15 protein-coding genes, 1 tRNA gene and 1 pseudogene are annotated in these 16,678 nt (G+C 73.9%); 4 read left to right on the top strand and 13 right to left on the bottom strand.

All coding sequences use genetic code 11. The features are described 5' to 3' along the window. Position 1: 1 nt before the first annotated feature. From I4I82_RS14230 to I4I82_RS14195, 7 genes are all read right to left on the bottom strand, one after another. Positions 2 to 997 carry a right-handed parallel beta-helix repeat-containing protein gene (locus I4I82_RS14230; RefSeq protein WP_218590878.1) on the bottom strand — a complete coding sequence of 332 codons (996 nt, stop codon included), beginning with the start codon at positions 995 to 997 and terminating at the stop codon, positions 2 to 4. Further along, positions 994 to 2,889 carry a right-handed parallel beta-helix repeat-containing protein gene (locus tag I4I82_RS14220; protein WP_218590879.1) on the bottom strand — a complete coding sequence of 632 codons (1,896 nt, stop codon included), beginning with the start codon at positions 2,887 to 2,889 and terminating at the stop codon, positions 994 to 996. Before I4I82_RS14220 ends, I4I82_RS14230 begins: the two co-directional genes overlap by 4 nt. Next, a complete protein-coding gene (locus I4I82_RS14215; protein ID WP_218590880.1) occupies positions 2,876 to 4,117 on the bottom strand; it encodes a glycosyltransferase in 1,242 nt (413 codons plus the stop codon). The genes I4I82_RS14220 and I4I82_RS14215 overlap by 14 nt, the downstream gene beginning before the upstream one ends. 161 nt (positions 4,118 to 4,278) lie before the next feature. Continuing rightward, complete coding sequence (gene glfT1, locus I4I82_RS14210; RefSeq protein ID WP_218590881.1) at positions 4,279 to 5,193, bottom strand: galactofuranosyltransferase GlfT1; 915 nt, start codon at positions 5,191 to 5,193, stop codon at positions 4,279 to 4,281. Continuing rightward, on the bottom strand, positions 5,190 to 5,954 hold the full coding sequence (gene wzt, locus I4I82_RS14205; protein WP_218590882.1) for a galactan export ABC transporter ATP-binding subunit Wzt/RfbE: 765 nt from the start codon (positions 5,952 to 5,954) through the stop codon (positions 5,190 to 5,192). The genes glfT1 and wzt overlap by 4 nt, the downstream gene beginning before the upstream one ends. A 10-nt stretch (positions 5,955 to 5,964) precedes the next feature. Beyond that, positions 5,965 to 6,846, bottom strand: coding sequence for a galactan export ABC transporter permease subunit Wzm/RfbD (wzm, locus tag I4I82_RS14200; protein WP_372451497.1), 882 nt, complete (start codon positions 6,844 to 6,846; stop codon positions 5,965 to 5,967). 92 nt (positions 6,847 to 6,938) lie between these two features. After that, positions 6,939 to 7,472 carry a bacterial proteasome activator family protein gene (locus I4I82_RS14195; protein ID WP_218590883.1) on the bottom strand — a complete coding sequence of 178 codons (534 nt, stop codon included), beginning with the start codon at positions 7,470 to 7,472 and terminating at the stop codon, positions 6,939 to 6,941. Positions 7,473 to 7,532: 60 nt separating this feature from the next. Here I4I82_RS14195 and I4I82_RS14190 point away from each other — a divergent pair, with 60 nt between their 5' ends. Next, positions 7,533 to 8,723 carry an aminotransferase class V-fold PLP-dependent enzyme gene (locus I4I82_RS14190; protein WP_218590884.1) on the top strand — a complete coding sequence of 397 codons (1,191 nt, stop codon included), beginning with the start codon at positions 7,533 to 7,535 and terminating at the stop codon, positions 8,721 to 8,723. A 61-nt stretch (positions 8,724 to 8,784) separates the two neighbouring features. Here the strand turns inward: I4I82_RS14190 and I4I82_RS14185 are convergent, their stop codons facing one another. After that, on the bottom strand, positions 8,785 to 9,768 hold the full coding sequence (locus I4I82_RS14185; protein WP_218590885.1) for an NAD(P)H-quinone oxidoreductase: 984 nt from the start codon (positions 9,766 to 9,768) through the stop codon (positions 8,785 to 8,787). Between the two features lie 55 nt (positions 9,769 to 9,823). Here I4I82_RS14185 and I4I82_RS14180 point away from each other — a divergent pair, with 55 nt between their 5' ends. Next, entirely contained in the window at positions 9,824 to 10,459 is a 636-nt protein-coding gene (locus I4I82_RS14180; protein ID WP_218590886.1) for a GNAT family N-acetyltransferase, read from the top strand. A gap of 13 nt (positions 10,460 to 10,472) precedes the next feature. On the opposite strand, the gene ypfJ is transcribed toward I4I82_RS14180, so the two are convergent. Next, positions 10,473 to 11,423 carry a KPN_02809 family neutral zinc metallopeptidase gene (ypfJ, locus tag I4I82_RS14175; protein ID WP_218595782.1) on the bottom strand — a complete coding sequence of 317 codons (951 nt, stop codon included), beginning with the start codon at positions 11,421 to 11,423 and terminating at the stop codon, positions 10,473 to 10,475. 141 nt (positions 11,424 to 11,564) lie between these two features. On the opposite strand from ypfJ, the gene I4I82_RS14170 reads away from it, so the two are divergent. Further along, a tRNA-Ser gene (locus I4I82_RS14170) sits at positions 11,565 to 11,649 on the top strand. 16 nt (positions 11,650 to 11,665) lie between these two features. Here I4I82_RS14170 and I4I82_RS14165 read toward each other — a convergent pair. Together I4I82_RS14165 and I4I82_RS14160 are read right to left on the bottom strand one after the other, a co-directional pair. Continuing rightward, positions 11,666 to 12,196, bottom strand: coding sequence for a nitroreductase/quinone reductase family protein (locus tag I4I82_RS14165; RefSeq protein ID WP_218593511.1), 531 nt, complete (start codon positions 12,194 to 12,196; stop codon positions 11,666 to 11,668). Continuing rightward, entirely contained in the window at positions 12,193 to 12,972 is a 780-nt protein-coding gene (locus tag I4I82_RS14160; RefSeq protein ID WP_218593515.1) for a glucose 1-dehydrogenase, read from the bottom strand. The genes I4I82_RS14165 and I4I82_RS14160 overlap by 4 nt, the downstream gene beginning before the upstream one ends. 14 nt (positions 12,973 to 12,986) lie before the next feature. Between I4I82_RS14160 and I4I82_RS14155 the strand changes: the two are divergent. Beyond that, positions 12,987 to 13,196: pseudogene (locus I4I82_RS14155) on the top strand (TetR/AcrR family transcriptional regulator C-terminal domain-containing protein); the annotation flags it as partial. Between the two features lie 73 nt (positions 13,197 to 13,269). Here I4I82_RS14155 and I4I82_RS14150 read toward each other — a convergent pair. Both I4I82_RS14150 and rph read right to left on the bottom strand, forming a co-directional pair. Beyond that, complete coding sequence (locus tag I4I82_RS14150; protein ID WP_218593516.1) at positions 13,270 to 13,998, bottom strand: dienelactone hydrolase family protein; 729 nt, start codon at positions 13,996 to 13,998, stop codon at positions 13,270 to 13,272. Positions 13,999 to 14,059: 61 nt separating this feature from the next. Beyond that, complete coding sequence (rph, locus tag I4I82_RS14145) at positions 14,060 to 16,657, bottom strand: rifamycin-inactivating phosphotransferase (RefSeq protein ID WP_218593512.1); 2,598 nt, start codon at positions 16,655 to 16,657, stop codon at positions 14,060 to 14,062. Positions 16,658 to 16,678 lie beyond the last annotated feature (21 nt).

Here is a 16,678-nt window from a genome sequence, read left to right as displayed (position 1 = left end):
TTCAGGTGCAGCCGTTGCGTGCGAGGCCCATGCCTGCCCCGACCGCGGTGTTGTCGCAGGAGACGCGGTTGCGCTCGTCGTTGCGGGTCACGTCGATCGCGTAGCCGTCGGCGTTGACGGTGGAGGAGTTCCCGGTGAAGACGTTGTCCAGTCCCCACCCGTCGAGGACCTCGATCACCCGGAACCCGTGTTCGGGACTGTCGATACCGGTGTTGCCGGTGATCGTCCAGGCGTTGCCCTTGACGTTCACCCAGGCATCAGCTGCCGTCATCCCGGCACCGTCGAACCGGTTACCGCGGACCAGGCCGCCGGTCGTGCCCTCCTTGACGTCCACCGACTCCGCGGTGGTCGCGGAGACGGTGTTGCCCTCGACGGTGTTGCGGTCGCTGCGGTCGGGCCCGCACCCCGTCAGCTCGCACCAGTTGCTCTCGGCGCTGCCGACGTAGACGCCCTCGCCGAACTCGGCGCGGCGCAGCCCGGTGTCGCGGATCGTCAGCCCGCGCACGACGTTGTCGCTGCTCGCGCGGCGCAGGTGCACGGCCTCGTCGCCGGTGCCCTCGACGACCAGTCCCTCGAGCAGGACGCGCTGCGCGGCGTCGAGCATGACGCCCTTCTGCCCGCCGCGGACGGTGAACCCGCGCACCTGCCAGTGGGCGACGCCGTCGAGGTGCAGCGTGTAGCCGCCGTCGACCGGGCCGCCGTCGAGCACCGCGTCGGACGGGCCGCACAGCGTGATCGGGGCCTCCGCGGTGCCGGGGGTGCGCGCCACGAACGAGCCGCGGTAGGTGCCCGGGGCCAGCGCGATCACCGCGCCCGGCGCGGCCCCGGCGAGGGCCTCGGTGAGCTGGTCGGCATCGGCGACCGGGACGCCCGCGCACCCGGCGGTCGGCGCGGTGGCCGGCTGCGGAGCGGGGGCCGGTGCCGGGGTGGGGACAGGGGCCCCGCACGCCGCCAGGACGGCCAGGGCGAGGACCGCCACGGCGGCCCGCCCCCTCACGTCGCCGGCCCGTCGCCGGACACGACCGTGACGCGGGTGCCGCCGGGGATCGGGCGGTGCGGCGGCACCGGCGGGTGCCCCGGACGGGAGGTCGTGCGCCCGGCGGCGATGGCGCGGGCCAGCGCGATCCGGTCGACGGGGTCGAGCGCGGCGGTCACCAGCGGCGCGGGGCTCAGCAGCGGGTTGCGCGGCCGCGCGGTGGCCGCGATCCGCGCCCGGACGCGCGCCCGGACCTGCGCCGCGATCGGCACCAGCAGGATGAGCAGCCACAGCAGGACGAGCGGGTGGTCGGCGACATAGGAGGCCCAGTAGGCGACGTCGTCGCGGTCGACGGTCCACCGGGCGTCGTCGTTGCCGGTGAGGGTGACGTTCGAGCCGACGCCGACGCGGTGCACGTCGACCGCGGCCGGACCGCGCCCGGCGAGGCGGTTGCCCTCCACCGCGGTGCCGTCGACGGCCCCGACCAGCGAGACGCCGTACCGCGCGGCCCCCTCGACGGCGGTGTCGCGGACCGTGGCGGCGGCGTCGGAGACCTGCACGGCGACCGTCGCCGACGTCACGGTGTTGGCGGTGAGCCGGGCGCCGCTGACGCCGTCGCGGACCGCGATGCCGAAGTCCTCGGCGTCGACGGTGTTGCCGATCAGCTCGGGGGCGTCGGAGGCGCCGCGCACCACGATGCCGTCGGGACTGCCGGCGACGGTGTTGCCGCGCAGCACCAGCGCCGAGGCGCCCGAGGCGAGGATGCCGACCTCGCCGTTGCCGGTGGCGGCCGAGCGCTCCACGGTGAACCCGCGGCCCGGGGCGGTGCTCGCCCCGCTCGCCGACGCGCTCGCGGCGGGTGCCGCGCCGTCGATGCGGATGCCGGCGCCCCCGTTGTCCTCGGCGGTGACGCCGGAGAGCAGGACCCGCTCGGTCCCCGACGACACCGCGACGCCGTGGCGCGCGTTGCCGCTGCTGGCGAGCTCGCGGACGGAGACGCCCGACGACTCGCGGTGCACCAGCAGGCCGTCGGCGGCGTTGTCGCGCACCGCGCCGCCGTTGATCGCCAGGCCCTCGACCCGGCTGGTGAACATGCCGTAGTGGCTGCGGCCGACGACGGTGGCGGTGGCCGAGCCGCGGCCGGGCTCACCCGCGCTGCCGGTCCACGCGATACCGCCGGTGCGCCCGCTCCAGAAGCCGAGCTCGGAGGCGTCGACGTGGGAGAGGTCCATCCGCCCGCCCACACTGCGGACGTAGGAGCGGCCGTCGCCGAGCTCGGTGTCGACCGCGCCCGCGGCCGGGTCCCAGCTCGTGACGCGCAGCGGCGCGCCGGGCGCCCCGCCCATCGTCAGCGTGCCGCGGAAGACCACGAGCGCGGCGAAGCCGGCCGTGCCGCTGACCAGCCGCAGCGTCTTCCCGGGCGCCTGGAGGTCGAGGACGGCGCCGCGGCCGACGAGGACCGACCGGGTGAGCATCCAGTCGCCGCCGCCGAGGCGCGTGGCGGCGTCGAGGCGCTCCAGGGCGGCCAGGTCGTAGGGCCGCTCGCGGGCGGTGAGCACGACCGTCGGCACGATCGAGGGCGCCACGGCGGGCACCTCGTAGGACGCGCGGGTGCCGGGGGAGTCGCCGACGGCGGCGAACACGCGGTCGTCCTCGGCGGTGACGATGCGGGCCTGCGCGTCGCCCGAGGGGTCGACGACGGGCGCGGTGGCGTCCTCCGAGCCGTCTACCTCCGCGACCGCGGGCACCGCCGTGCGGGCCGGGACGTCGGTCGGGCCGTCGAGCACGACGGTGCCGACGATCCCCGCCACCGCGACGACGACGGTCAGGGCCGTCAGCAGCGAGCGCCTGCGGCGGCCGGGGCGGCCGTCCGCGGGTCTCCCGGGCTCGGTGGGTGTCTCAGGCTCCGGCACGTGCGTCCCCCGTCGTCAGGCTGGCCTCGTCCTGGCCCTCGCCGCCGATGCGGTCGGCGTGCCGGGTCAGCCAGCCCTGCTTGTTCATGGTCACGAACGCCCACGTCTTGATCGGCAGCGCCACCAGCATGATCACGAGCGTGACCAGCGGGAGGATGAGCAGATCGGCCGGCTTGCGGCGCAGGTGGGAGTAGGAGCGGATGGCGCGGCCGACGAACAGCCAGGTGACGCCGAGCGCGACGGCGAGGTCGCGCTGCGGGCTGGTGAAGGCGGCGGCGACGTAGTAGACGGTGGCGAACATCGTCACCGGGGTGAACAGGATCTGGAACACCGTGAGCTGGCTGATCAGCGGCTGGCGCCAGAGCCAGCCCTGGTACACGGCGGTGAGGTAGCAGCGGTAGGAGTTGCGGCTCCAGCGCACGCGTTGCTTGCAGAACGCCGTGAACGTCGCGGGGAACATCGACAGCGCCCGCGCGGAGTCCTGGTGCTCGGTGCGGTAGCCCTGGGCCAGCACGAGCCAGGTCAGGCGGCCGTCGTCCCCGGCGACGCAGCGGCGGCCCAGGAAGAACTCGTGCTCCACGTTCGCGAGCACCGGCATCACCGCGGACCGCCGGTAGGCGGCGGTGCGCCCGGACAGGCAGACGACCCCGCCGCGGCGCGCGGTGGCCGGCACGTAGTCGAGGTAGCGCAGGTCGATGATCCAGTCGGCGACGCGGCGCCAGATCGAGCTGTGCGGCTCGAACACGTTCTGGCGGGTCCCGACGGCGCCGACGACCGGGTCGACGAAGGGCATCTGCACGGCGTCGAGGAGGCCGGGCTCCCACGCGGTGTCGGAGTCGGTGAGCACCAGCACCTCGTACCGGGCCGCGCGGATGCCGACGCCCAGGGCCGAGCGCTTGCCCTCGTGCCGGAACATCATCACGTGGATGCGCGGGTCGTGGCGCGCGGTCAGCCGGTCGCGGGCCTCGGTGTCGGCGACGTCGAGCACGACGACGACCTCGTCGGGCCCCTGGTCGAGCCAGGTGTCGAGGCAGCGCTCCAGGACGTCGGGGTCCTCGTGGAAGGAGGGCACCACCACCGAGGTGGTCGTCCGGAAGTCGTTGACCAGCGGGCGGTAGCGCGCGGAGAGCAGCTTGCGGACGAGCCAGACCGTCCAGGAGATCGCGCCGATGACACCGATCGGGAGGAACAGCTCCCAGTGCTCGACCAGGGACCAGCGCTCGGTCATCGTCCGCACCCCGTGGAGGTGCAGATCCCGACGGTGGTGGAACCGCCACCCGGTATCGCCGTGGTCGCCACGATGGGTTCAACAGGTGCGGTCCCGGCCGGGGTGCGAAATGACACTCCACCGTGTGGCGGCAGAAGCAGCGACTACATGGAGTAACGCGATCAGGCGCGGTGGAAGTGCTCCGCGCGGCCCTGACGGATCAGTCGCAGCCAGGTGGCGAACTCGCGCGGGTTGCGCCGCGTGACGAGGAAGTACCAGGCGAAGCGCGGCAGCTCCAGCAGGCCGACGCGGCGCATGCCCGGCTGTGAGATGAGGTAGCCGCGGTTGCGGTAGGTGTAGTACCGCTTGACCTCGTCCTCGGGGTCGCGGGCGTGCAGCCGGCCCCCGAGCATCGGCTTGTCCTCGTGGCGTCCGGCCGGGTGCAGGTAGGCCGCGTGCAGGGCCGTGCCGAACGGCAGCCCCGAGCGGACGAGGCGGCGGTGCATCTCCACCTCGTCGCCGCGGACGAACAGGCGCAGGTCCGGCACGCCGACGACGTCGAGGGTCGATGCCCGGAACAGCGCGCCGTTGAACAGGGCGGCGATGCCGGGCAGGAGATCGGGGTCGGCGCCCTCGGCGGTGGCGAGCGCCGCGCGCGAGCTGTGCCAGGTGAGGCCCCGGCGCACGGGGAAGGCCAGGCGGTCGGGGTCGTCGAGGTCGGCGACGGTGGGGGAGACGGCGGCCAGCCCGCGCCGCTGCGCCAGGTCGAGCAGGGTGGCGAGGACGGTGTCGTCGGCCGCGCGCCCGTCGTCGTCGGCGAGCCAGACCCAGCCCGCGCCCAGCGCGAGCGCGTGCAGCATCCCGAGCGCGAACCCGCCCGCGCCGCCGAGGTTGTTCCACGACGGCAGGTAGGTGGCCGGGATCCCGCAGGCCTCGACGACGTCGCGGGCGGGGCGGTCGGGCCCGTTGTCGACGACCACCAGGTGGTCGACGGGCCGGGTCTGCCTCCCGAGCACGGCCAGCGCCTCGGTGAGCAGCTCCGCGCGGTGGCGGGTGACGACGACGGCGACGACGGAGTCGGGGCCGAGCGGGGTCACCGGGCTTCGATCTCCGCGAGGACGTCGCGACCCTTGTAGTGGTGCAGGACGTCGCGCAGCGGGCCGTGCTCGCGGATGGTGCCGTGCTCCATCCAGATCGCGGTGCTGCACAGGTCGGCGAGGAACTCGTCGGAGTGGCTCGCGAACACGAGCATCCCGGAGCGCTCGACGAGCTCCTTGAGCCGGTCGCGGGCCTTGGCGAGGAACTCGGAGTCGACGGCGCCGATGCCCTCGTCGAGCAGCAGGATCTCCGGGTCGACGCTGGTGACGACCCCGAGCGCGAGCCGCACGCGCATGCCGGTGGAGTAGGTGCGCAGCGGCATGTCGAGGTAGTCGCCGAGCTCGGTGAACGCCGCGATGTCGTCGACGCGCGAGTCCATCTCCTTGCGCGTCATCCCGAGGAACAGCCCGCGGATGAGGATGTTCTCCAGGCCGGAGATCTCCGGGTCCATCCCGACGGCGAGGTCGAAGACGGGCGCCACCTTGCCGACGATCCGGGCCCGCCCGCGGGTGGGCTCGTAGATGCCCGACATGAGCCGCAGCAGCGTCGACTTGCCGGCGCCGTTGTGCCCCACCAGCGCGACGCGCTCGCCCTTGCGCAGGGACAGGGTGATGTCGTGCAGGGCCTGGATGATCGGGACCTTGCTCTCGGTGCCGATGCGGCCCCCGGCCTTGCCGAGCACGGCCTTCTTCAGCGAGCGCGTCTTGGCGTCGAAGATGGGGAAGTCGACGGAGGCGTTCTGGATGTCGATGCTGACCACGGCGTGCTCCTCAGACCCAGTACGCGACGCGGGAGCGGTAGTTGCGCAGGCAGACCAGCGCGGCGGCGATCCCGACCACCGTGATCGCGCCGGCGATGTACCAGTGCCGCCAGGCGATCTCCTGGCCCAGCATCGGCTGGCGCAGGATCTCCACGAAGTGCATGACGGGGTTGAGCTCGGCGATCCGCGCGCGCTCGGCGACGGCCGGGTTCTTCAGCAGCGTGTCGTACTGCCACACGATCGGCGTCATGAAGAACAGCAGCTGCGACAGGCTCGCGATGATCGGGGGGATGTCGCGGAAGCGCGTCGCGATGATCCCGGTGAGCACCGAGATCCACGCGCCGTTGAGCACCAGCAGCAGGAACGCGGGGATCGCGAGCAGCAGCGTCCAGCTCAGCGGCTGCGGGAAGATCACGATGAGGACGAGCCACACCACGAGGTTGTGCACGAAGAACAGCGACTGCCGCCACACGAGCCGGTAGATGTGCAGGCTCAGCGGCGCCGGGAGGAACCGGATCAGGCCCTCGTTGGCGATGAACACCTCGCTGCCCTCGAGGATGCAGCCGTTGACGAAGTACCAGATCAGCAGGCCGGTGGCGACGTAGGGCAGGAACGTCGCGATGTCCTCGCCGAACAGCGCGCCGTAGAGGATGCCCATGGCGGTGGCGACCACCGCCATGGTGACGCTGATCCAGAGCGGGCCGAGCACCGAGCGGCGGTAGCGCTGCTTGATGTCCTGCCAGCCGAGGTAGCCCCACAGCGGCCGCTGCTTCCAGCCCTGGCCCAGGTCCCCGAACGCGCGCGACCAGCTGCGCGGGCCGGGCTCGTCCGGCAGCGGGGGCGTCGTGGCGCCCTCGGTCCGGTCGTCGCCGGCAGTCACCGTCTGTGCCACGGATCGAGACTACCGGCGGGGCCGGGTGACCCCCGACGCGGTGCGGCCCCCGGCCCGGCCGCACGTCCGGTCCGGCTGCAGGTCCGGCCCGGCTAGAGGTACTGCCCGGTGCCGCGGCCCATCGGGTTCTCACCGGGCTGCCCCGGCGCCGCACCGGGGGGCAGCCCGCGGCGCATCTGCTCCAGCTGCGCGCGGGCGGCCATCTGCTGGGCGAACAGCGCGGTCTGGATGCCGTGGAACAGCCCCTCCAGCCACCCGACGAGCTGGGCCTGCGCGATCCGCAGCTCCGCGTCGGAGGGGGTGGCGTCCTCGGTGAAGGGGAGCGACAGGCGGCCGAGCTCGTCGCGCAGCTCGGGCGCCAGGCCGTCCTCCAGCTCCTTGATCGAGTTCTCGTGGATCTCGCGGAGCCGGGCGCGGGAGGCCTCGTCGAGCGGCGCGGCCCGCACCTCCTCGAGCAGCTGCTTGATCATGGTGCCGATGCGCATGACCTTGGCGGGCTGCTCGACCATCCCGCCCAGGCCGCCGCCGTCGCCGTCGGAGTGCGCGACCTGCGCCATCCCGACGGGCTGCCCGTCGGGCCCGATGACCATGACCTGCTGCTCGGCGCCGTTCTCGGGCTGACTCATGACCACGCTCCGTGCTCGTCGGTTGACTGATCGATCAGGTGCCTTCGCTACCGTATCCGGATGGCGTACGACGTCGCTCGGGTGCGCGGTCTCATCCCGGCTCTCGGCGACGGCTGGGTCCACCTCGACGCAGCCGTCGGGATGCAGCCCCCCGAGGACGTCGTCTCCGCCGTCTCGGGGGCCTTCCGCCGGCCGCGCTCCGCGCCGGGTGCCCCGTTCGCGGCCTCCCGACACACCGCCGACGTCGAGCACGCGGCCCGGTCCGCCGTCGCCGACCTCGTGGGCGGCGACCCCCGCGGGGTCGTGCTCGGGCCCGGGCCGGCGGTGCTGCTGGCCCGGCTCGCCGACGCCGTCGCCGACACGTGGGTGCCCGGCGACGAGGTCGTCCTCTCCCGCCTCGACGACGCCGCGAACGTCCTGCCCTGGCTGCGCGCGGCGCACCGGCGCGACGTCGCGGTGCGCTGGGCCGAGATCGGTTTCGAGTCCTGCGAGCTGCCCGCGTGGCAGTTCGACGACCTGCTGTCGGGCGTCACCCGCGTCGTCGCGGTGACGGCGGCGTCGGGTCAGGTCGGCACGCGCGTCGACGTCCCGGCGGTGGCCGCGCGGACGCGGTCGGCGGGCGCGCTGCTCGTCGTCGACGCCTGCGCGGCGGCCGCCTACGGCCCGGTGCGCCTCGACGACCTCGGCGCCGACGTCGTCGCGCTCGACGCCGCGGCGTGGGGCGGGCCGCACCTGGGTGCGCTGGTCTTCCGCACGCCCGCGCTGCTCGACCGCCTGACGAACTGCTCGCTCGACCCCACCGCCCGCGGCCCGCGCCGGCTCGAGGTCGGGCCGCACTCCACACCGCAGCTGGCCGGGCTCGTCGCGTCGGTGGACCACCTCGCCGCGCTCGACGACACCGCCACCGGTACGCGGGCCGAGCGCCTGCACGCCTCCCTCGAGGCCCTGCACGCCTACCAGGACCGCCTCCTCGACGACCTGCTGCTCGACCTCGTCGGCGCGGGGGCCATCGTCCTGGGCTCCGCGCCCGACCGCATCCCGGCCCTCGCGCTCACCCACGCCGTGAAGGCCGCCGAGCTGGCCGAGCACCTCGCCGGCCGCGGCATCTGCGTGGTCCCCGACCCCGGCGAGCAGGGCGTGCTCGCCCACCTGGGCACCGCGGAGATCGGTGGGGTGGTGCGGGTGGGCCTGGGCCACTACACGACCCCGGCCGAGACCCGGGCCCTCGCGGCGGCCCTGGCCTCCCTCTAGGCCCCCCGCGAGTCGGGGTCTGACTGCGACCGAGTCGGGGTCCTGCTGCGACCGGTTGGCCTCAGGTCGTCAGCAGGAGCTTGCCGACGACCCCGCCGCCCTCCAGCGTCGTGTGGGCCTCCGCGGCCCGCTCCATCGGCACGGAGCCGTGCACGATCGGCTTCACCCGCCCGTCCGCGATCATCGGCCACACGTTCGCCGTGACCTCGGCGACGACCGCGCCCTTGCCGTTCGGCCCGAGCACCGGGCGCCCGCGCAGCCCCATCGCGGTGACGGAGCCGCGCTTGCGCAGCAGCGCGCCGATGTCGAGCTCGCCCTTCACCCCGCCCTGCATCCCGATGATCACCAGGCGGCCGTCGGGGGCGAGGGCGTCGATGTTCGCGGCGAGGCCCTTCGCGCCCATGTTGTCGAGGATGACGTCGGCTCCGTGGCCGTCGGTGGCCTTCTTCAGCTCGGCGGGGATGTCGTCGTGGTAGTCGATGACGATGTCGGCGCCGAGCTCGCGGCAGCGCTCCAGGCGGTCGGGCGCGCCCGCGGTGGCGGCGACGCGCGCACCGAGCGCCTTCGCCACCTGGATCGCGTGCGTGCCGATGCCGCTGCTGCCGCCCTGCACGAGGAACGTCTCGCCCGAGCTCAACCGCCCGGCCATCACGATGTTCGACCACACCGTGCACGCCACCTCCGGCAGCCCCGCCGCCGTCACGAGGTCGACGCCGGTGGGGATCGGCATCAGCTGCGCGGCCGGCACCGCCACCTTCTGGGCGTAGCCGCCGCCCGCGAGCAGCGCGCACACCTCATCGCCGACCGCCCAGCCGTCGACGCCCTCGCCGAGCGACGCGATGCGCCCCGAGCACTCCAGCCCGATGATGTCCGACGCCCCGGGCGGCGGCGGGTACTTCCCCTCGCGCTGCATGAGGTCGGCCCGGTTCACCGCGCTCGCGACGACGTCGAGGACGACCTCGCCCGGCCCGGCGACGGGGTCGGGCACCTCCGTCCACCGCATCGAGTCGGGTCCACCGGGCTCGCTGACCGTGATCGCAAACATGGCGGCGACGCTATTCCCTCGCGCGGCGCCCGGCGATCGGGGACCGTGGCACGCGATGGAGCACTGGCCGCTGCGAGACCTCGTCCTGCGCACCCCGCGCCTGGAACTGCGCCCCGACGACGACGTGGGACTCGACGGTCTCGTCGCGGCGGCCTACGCCGGCGTGCACCCGCCGGAGGAGATGCCGTTCCTCGTTCCCTGGACCGAGGCCGACCCGGCCTACCTGGGCCGCGGGATGCTGCAGTACTTCTGGTCGGAGCGCGCGCGGCTCGCCCCGGAGAGCTGGTCGGTCCACTTCCTGGTGCGCCGCGATGGCCGCGTGATCGGCACGCAGGGCCTCACCGGCACCGACTTCGCGGTCACGCGCGAGGTGTCCAGCGGGTCGTGGCTGGGCCGCGCCCACCAGGGGATCGGGCTGGGCACGGAGATGCGCGCCGCGGTGCTGCTGTTCGCGTTCGACCATCTGCGTGCCCGCCGCGCCCGCTCCGACGCCTTCCCCGACAACCACGCCTCGCACCGCGTCTCGGCGAAGCTCGGCTACCGCCGCGACGGCACGACCACCGTCGTGCGCCGCGGCGAGCCCGTCGACGACGTGCGGCTCGTCGTCGAGGAGGCGCAGTTCGTGCGCCCGGGGTGGACGCTGACGACCGAGGGCGTCGACGGCTGCCTGGGCCTGCTCGGGGCCGCCTGACGCCGGTCCGCGCTCAGCCGAGGTCGACGCCCCGCGCGAACGTGTCGCACTGCGAGGGGTCGCCCGTCTCGTACCCGGTCGTGTACCAGAGCTCACGCTGCGCGGAGCTGCCGTGGCTGAACTGGCTCTCGTCGACCTGCCCGCCGCCGAGCTGGGTCTGGATGTAGTCGTCGCCGATGCGGGCGGCGGTGTCGAGCGCGGCGGCGACGTCGTCCTGGGTGACGTCGACGATCAGCGGCTCGCCCGACGACGTCGGCGTCGTCGTCGCGTGGTTGGCCCACACGCCGGCGTAGCAGTCGGCCTGCAGTTCGAGGCGCACGGAGCCGGAGGTCGGGCCGGTGTCGCCGGTCTGCACGCGCGAGTTCGTGCCGAGCAGCGCCTGGATGTGGTGGCCGTACTCGTGCGCGATGACGTAGGCGCGGGCGAACGGGCCGCCGCGTGCGCCGAAGGTCTGCTCCAGCTCGTCGAAGAAGCCGAGGTCGATGTAGACCTCGTTGTCGCCGGGGCAGTAGAACGGCCCGACCGCGGAGCTCGCGCTGCCGCACGCGGTGTTCACGCCACCGGCGAAGAAGTTGGTGCGCGGGGGCTGGTAGGTCTGGCCGGAGCGGGCGAAGGCGTCGGTCCAGTAGGCGTCGAGGGAGTTGACGACGGCGACGACCTCGCAGTCGAGCTGGGTGTTCGCGTCGGCGCCGGTGCGGCAGCTCTGCGCGGCCTGGGAGGTGTCGGCGGACTGGCCCGACGACAGGCCCGACAGCCCGCTCGGCAGCTCGAACCCGCCGCCACCCCCGCCCATGCTGCCGCCGCCGAGCTGGGAGATGAGGAAGTAGAGGATCAGGCCGATGATGCCGAGGCCGCCGCCGCCCGCGGCGACCCGCCCGCCGAGCGCGCCGCCGCCCCCGCCCCCGCCACCGCGCAGGTCGTCGATGTTCGACGTGTCGAGGTCGGCGTTCTCGTTGAACCGCATGCGCTGTCTCCCCTGACCTGTGCCCGGCCCGGACCGGTGATCGGCCGAATCCCACCACACCGGCGGGTCGGGCGACACCGGACGCCCGGCGCGGCGAGCACGACCCGGCCCGGCGCACCCCGGCCGCTAGGCTGCGGGCAGGGAAGCGTGGCAGAGCGGCCGAATGCACTCGCCTTGAAAGCGAGAGTCCTGAAAGGGTCCGGGGGTTCGAATCCCTCCGCTTCCGCGGGTCACGGCCATGATCACGGCTCCTGGTCGATCGTGACGGGCGCGGTGACATCGACCGGCGACAGCAACGCGCCGCCCAGCCGATTCAGGGCCGCGGCCTTCTCGGCGATCTCCCGGACCTCGAGCCGGGTCGGCCGGATGGTGCCGGGGTCGTGGGGCTGGTTGAGATCCGCGACGATCTCCGCCAGCACGGCCTGGCGTTCGGCCGGGTCGGTGACCGGCGTGGCCCGTGCGGGCAGATCCGCACGGATCCCGTTCTTGAGGTGGAAGGTGAAGTCGGGATCTGCGAGGAGGTTCGCGTGCCAGTCGGTCGCGGCACCGCCGGCGCCGCTGCACAGGTAGGTGCTGCCCGCAGCGCGGTAGAAGAAGATCTCGATGCGGCGTGCTCGGCCGGTGCGGCGCCCCAGCGTCGTGATGTCGATGATCCGTTCTCCGGTGCCCGCGGCGGGCGTGATCTCGATGGCTCGCCGGATGCGATCGGGCAGGTGGGACAGTGACCCGTCCCCTGCGGAGTCGTTCGACCCGGTCGTGTCCGGGATGCTCATGCGGTGTCGGCCCGAAGGGCGGGGCCGAGCAGGAGCCCACCGTCGATGACGTACTCCGACCCCGTGATGAACGACGCGTCCGATGACGTGAGGAACAGCAGGAGCCGAGTGACGTCGGTCGGCTCCCCGAGCCGGGGGACGGCGAACGGCCCGGGAGAGTAGAAGTCGGCGATCGCCGCGGTGGCGCCGGCTGCTGGTTCGTGGATGAAGGGGGTCGCGATCACGCCGGGGTGGATGGTGTTCACCCGGATGTGGTCGCGGCCGAGTTCCAGCGCCGCCGTTCTGGTGAGGCCTCGCACGGCCCACTTGCTGGCGACGTACGGCGCGTAGTGAGCCGTGCCGCCCAGGCCCATGGTCGAGGCGATGTTGACAATGGCTCCCCCTGCTGCGCGGCGCAGAGCCGGGGCTGCGACCTTGATGCCGAGGAAGGTCCCTGTGAGGTTGACGGCGAGGATGCGCGACCACGCGGCCTGCTCCGTGTCCTCGATCGTCGCAGGCGGGTTCTGCACGCCCGCGTTGTTGACGAGCACGTCCAGGGCGCCGAAGGCGCTCTCGGCGGCCAGTACAGCGGCGGACCACGAGCCCTCGTCGGTGACGTCGAGCCGGGTGAAGGGAGCACGGGTCCCGAGCTCATCGGCGAGAGCGGCGCCGCGTTCGGCGTCGATCCCGGCGATCACCACGTTCGCTCCCTCCGCGTGGAAGGCGCGCACATGGCTCGAGCCCTGGCCGCCGCTCCCGCCGGTCACGAGCACGGTCTGGTCGTCGAAGCGGGGTATCCTACTTCGAGTCCGTACGCAGCTACCTCCTCGCCGAGCACGAGGCGGGAACGGTGCGGGTCGAGGACGTGGACCTCGCCGCCACCCAGTTCCTGGGCATGATCTCCAACTACGTCCTCTGGCCGGCCCTCCTCGTGCCGGGCTGGGAGGTGAGCGCCGAACGCGTCGCTCAGGTGGTCGACGAGGCTGTCCGCACCACCACCGCCCGGTACGCCGTGTCATGACCAGGGGCCTGCACGATCAGGTGATCGACGCCGACCGCGCCCGGGTCCCGCGGCTCGGATCACCCGCTTCCGCTCACCTCAGGTGTCGCGCGAAGAACCGGTTCGCGTCGTCGCCCTCGAAATGCGGCACGCCCGTGTGGCCGCCCGTGTTGGCGTGCAGCGTCTTCTCCCGCGACCCGAGGGCGTCGAACAGGTCCAGCGCCACCTGCCGGTCGTTGCCCTCGTCGTCCCACTGCAGCAGGACCAGCAGCGGGATGTCCACCTGCCGGGCCTCCTCGACGATGAGCCGGGGCACGTAGCTCCCGGCGAACAGCAGGGCGGCCGTGATGCGCGGCTCCACCACCGCCAGCCGGACGCCGACCGAGATCACGCCGCCCGAGTAGCCGACCGGGCCGCCGAGTCCGGGCAGCGGGAGGAGGGAGTCGAGGGCGGCCCGCCACTCCGGGACCGCCCGCTCGACCAGCGGCAGGACGAGGCGGTCGACGATCCCGTCGTCGACCCGGCGGCCCGCGGCCAGTGCGCCCTGCAGGTCGGCGCGGGCCTGCTCCGCGGTCGCGGACCGGGGCCGGTCGCCGGCGCCGGGGAGCTCGAGGGTCGCCGAGGCGAAGCCCTCCCTCGCCGTGTGCCGGGCCCGGGCGGCGAGCCGCGGGTGCATCCTGTCCAGCCCGCCGGGGTGGCCGACCAGCACCAGCGGGGCCGGTGCGGGGCCGGGATCGGGCGTCCACAGGATGCCGGGGACGTCGTCCAGGGTGAAGTGGCGCTCGAGGACGTCGTCGAGGCGCTGTTCCGAGGTGAAGCGCAGGGGTGTCGGCACGGTGCCGGGACGGTAGCCGTGCCGCGCCGGCCGGCCAACGGGTTTCCGGTCAGGCCAGCACCTCCACGAAGCCGTCGGTCCCGTGCACGCGGATCCGCTGGCCGTCGACGAGCAGTCGGGTGGCGTCGACGACGCCGACCACGGCGGGCAGCCCGTACTCCCGGGCGATCACGGCTCCGTGGGTCATCAGGCCGCCCACCTCGGTGACCAGGCCGGCGACCGCCACGAACAGCGGTGTCCAGCTCGGGTCGGTGAACGCGGTGACCAGGATGTCGCCGGGTTCGAGGTCGGCCTGCGCGATGTCCGGCACGATCCGCGCCCGCCCCTCGACGGTCCCGGCCGACACCGGTAGCCCGACGAGCGCACCGGGCGGGACGTCGTCGCGCCGGTAGGAGCCGGTGAGGGCCTCGCCGTCGGAGGTGAGGACGCGGGGCGGGGTGAGCGCGGCGTAGGTCCGGAACGCCTCCCGCCGCCGCGCGAGGAGCCCCTCGTCGACCTGACCGGTGCGCACGACGTCGCGGAGCTCGGAGAACCGCAGGAAGTGGACGTCGTCCTCGGTGCGCAGCACGCCGGCCCGCACCAGCCGCTCGGCCTCGGCCGTCAGGGCCCGCTTGTAGACGGCGTAGCGGCGGACCATCCCGAACTTGGGGTACTCCCGGTACCCGATGAAGGTGCGCACGCGCTCGATCCGCTCCTCCGTCTCCGCGGCCTTCTCCTCGCCGCCCGGCAGGGCGCGCAGGCGCTCCAGCACGTCCTGCTCCTTCGCTCGCGCCTCCTGCAGCCCCTGCTCGAAGCGCCGTGCGGCAGCGCCCGGCTCGAAGTTGCGGACGTGGCCGAGGATGACGGGCACGAGCGCGGAGGGGTGCTCACTCCAGCGCGGCCGGGTGATGTCGATCTCGCCGACGCAGCGCGCGCCGTACTCGTCGAGCCACCCCTCGACGGCGTCGCGCGCCCCGTGCCCGCCCGGGAGCGCGCTGAGCTCGTCGAGGAAGTCGTCGTCCTCGACCTGCTCCAGGAACGCCACCACCTCCGGGTGCGGGCGGATCGCGTCGGCGACGTCCAGGAGCGCCAGCCCCATCTCCGAGGTGACGTTGTGCGGGACCGACTGCGTGAGCACGTCGGCCGCGTTCTTCTCACCCAGCCACTCGTGCAGCCGGTCGTTGAGCCACTCCACGGCCTCCATCGCCGAGAGGAAGACACGGTTGCTGCGCGGGTCGAACAGGATCCGCCGCAGCTCCTGCAGGTCGGACTCGACGACGTCCAGCAGCGCCTCCCCGGACAGCCCGGCGATGGCGCGCTCGGCGGCGGCGACGGACTCGCGGCTCTGCCCGATCAGCTCGGTCACGATCGCGGGATCGGTCTCCGGGGGCTCCGTGGTGCCGCTGCCGGGCAGCGGCGCGGGGGCGGGCGCGTCCGGCAGCGGGCGGAGGAAGCCGTCGCGCGCGAGGAGGGTCCGCAGGGCGTCACCGGTGAGCGGGTCGGACCGGCCCAGGACCTCCACGATCCCGTCGCGGGCCGCCGGGGAGGCCAGCCTCCGCGTCACGTCGACGAAGAGCCGCCCGCCCGCCTCCGCCATCGGAGCGGGCGTCGTCATCTGCCAGAACGAGAGTCCGAGCGGCCTCATGGGGTCGGTCATCATCTGCTGGTGCCCGACGGAGAGGTACACGTGGTTCTCGCCGTCGGAGGTCTCGGGCACGGGGAACAGCGTGGTGATCGGGCGGCTCTGGACGATCACGAAGCCGCCGTCGACGAGGCACCACTCGACGTCCTGCGGGCTCCCGAAGTGCGCCTCGATCCGTCGACCGAGCCGCGCGAGCGCCACGACCTGCGCGTCGGTCAGCGCGGGCCGGTCCTGCAGCGCCGGGTCGACCGCCTGCTCCTCGGTGCCGCCCCCGGGTGAGGGGACGATCGCGACCTTCTTCGTGCCGACCGCCCGGGCGACGACCGCGTCGTCGCGCACCGTGTGGACGTCCGGGGTGACCAGACCCGACACCAGGGCCTCGCCGAGGCCGAGGGTGGCCTCGACGGAGGTGGTCCGGCGGTCGGACGTGACGGGGTCGGCCGTGAACAGCACGCCTGCGGCCTGCGGGAACACCATCCGCTGCACGACCACGGCCATGTCGACGGCGCGGTGGTCGATGCCGTGGCGCTGCCGGTAGGTCACGGCCCGCTCGGTGAACAGCGACGCCCAGCACCGGCTGACGTGCCGCAGGACCGAGGCCGGGCCCACGACGTTGAGGTAGGTGTCCTGCTGGCCCGCGAAGGAGGCCGTCGGCAGGTCCTCGGCCGTCGCGCTGGAGCGGACGGCGCAGGCCGCGTCGTCGCCGAGCCCGGCGAGCGCGTCGGTGACCGCGGCCGCGAGGTCGTCCGGCACGGCCACCGCCTCGACGGTCCGGCGCACCTCGGCGCTCAGCGCGCGGACCGCCTCCCGGTCGTCGGGTGCCACGCCCGAGAGCCGGTCGAGCAGGCCGTGGAGCGAGGGCGCCACGATCCGGCGAAAGGCCTCCGTCGTCACGCAGAAACCGGGCGGCACGGTGACGCCGTCGATCCGCGACAGCGCCCCCAGATGCGCGCCCTTGCCCCCGACGACGGCGACGTGCGCCTCGCCGACCTCCCGCAGGTCCAGCAGGAGTCCCGTGTCCGGCATGTCTGCACCTCTCACTGCTGG

The sequence above is a fragment of the Pseudonocardia oceani genome, assembly GCF_019263585.2.
Classification (GTDB): Bacteria; Actinomycetota; Actinomycetes; order Mycobacteriales; family Pseudonocardiaceae; genus Pseudonocardia; species Pseudonocardia oceani.
The sequence above is the reverse complement of the archived record's forward strand: the minus strand, read 5'-3'. Positions and strand labels throughout refer to the sequence as shown.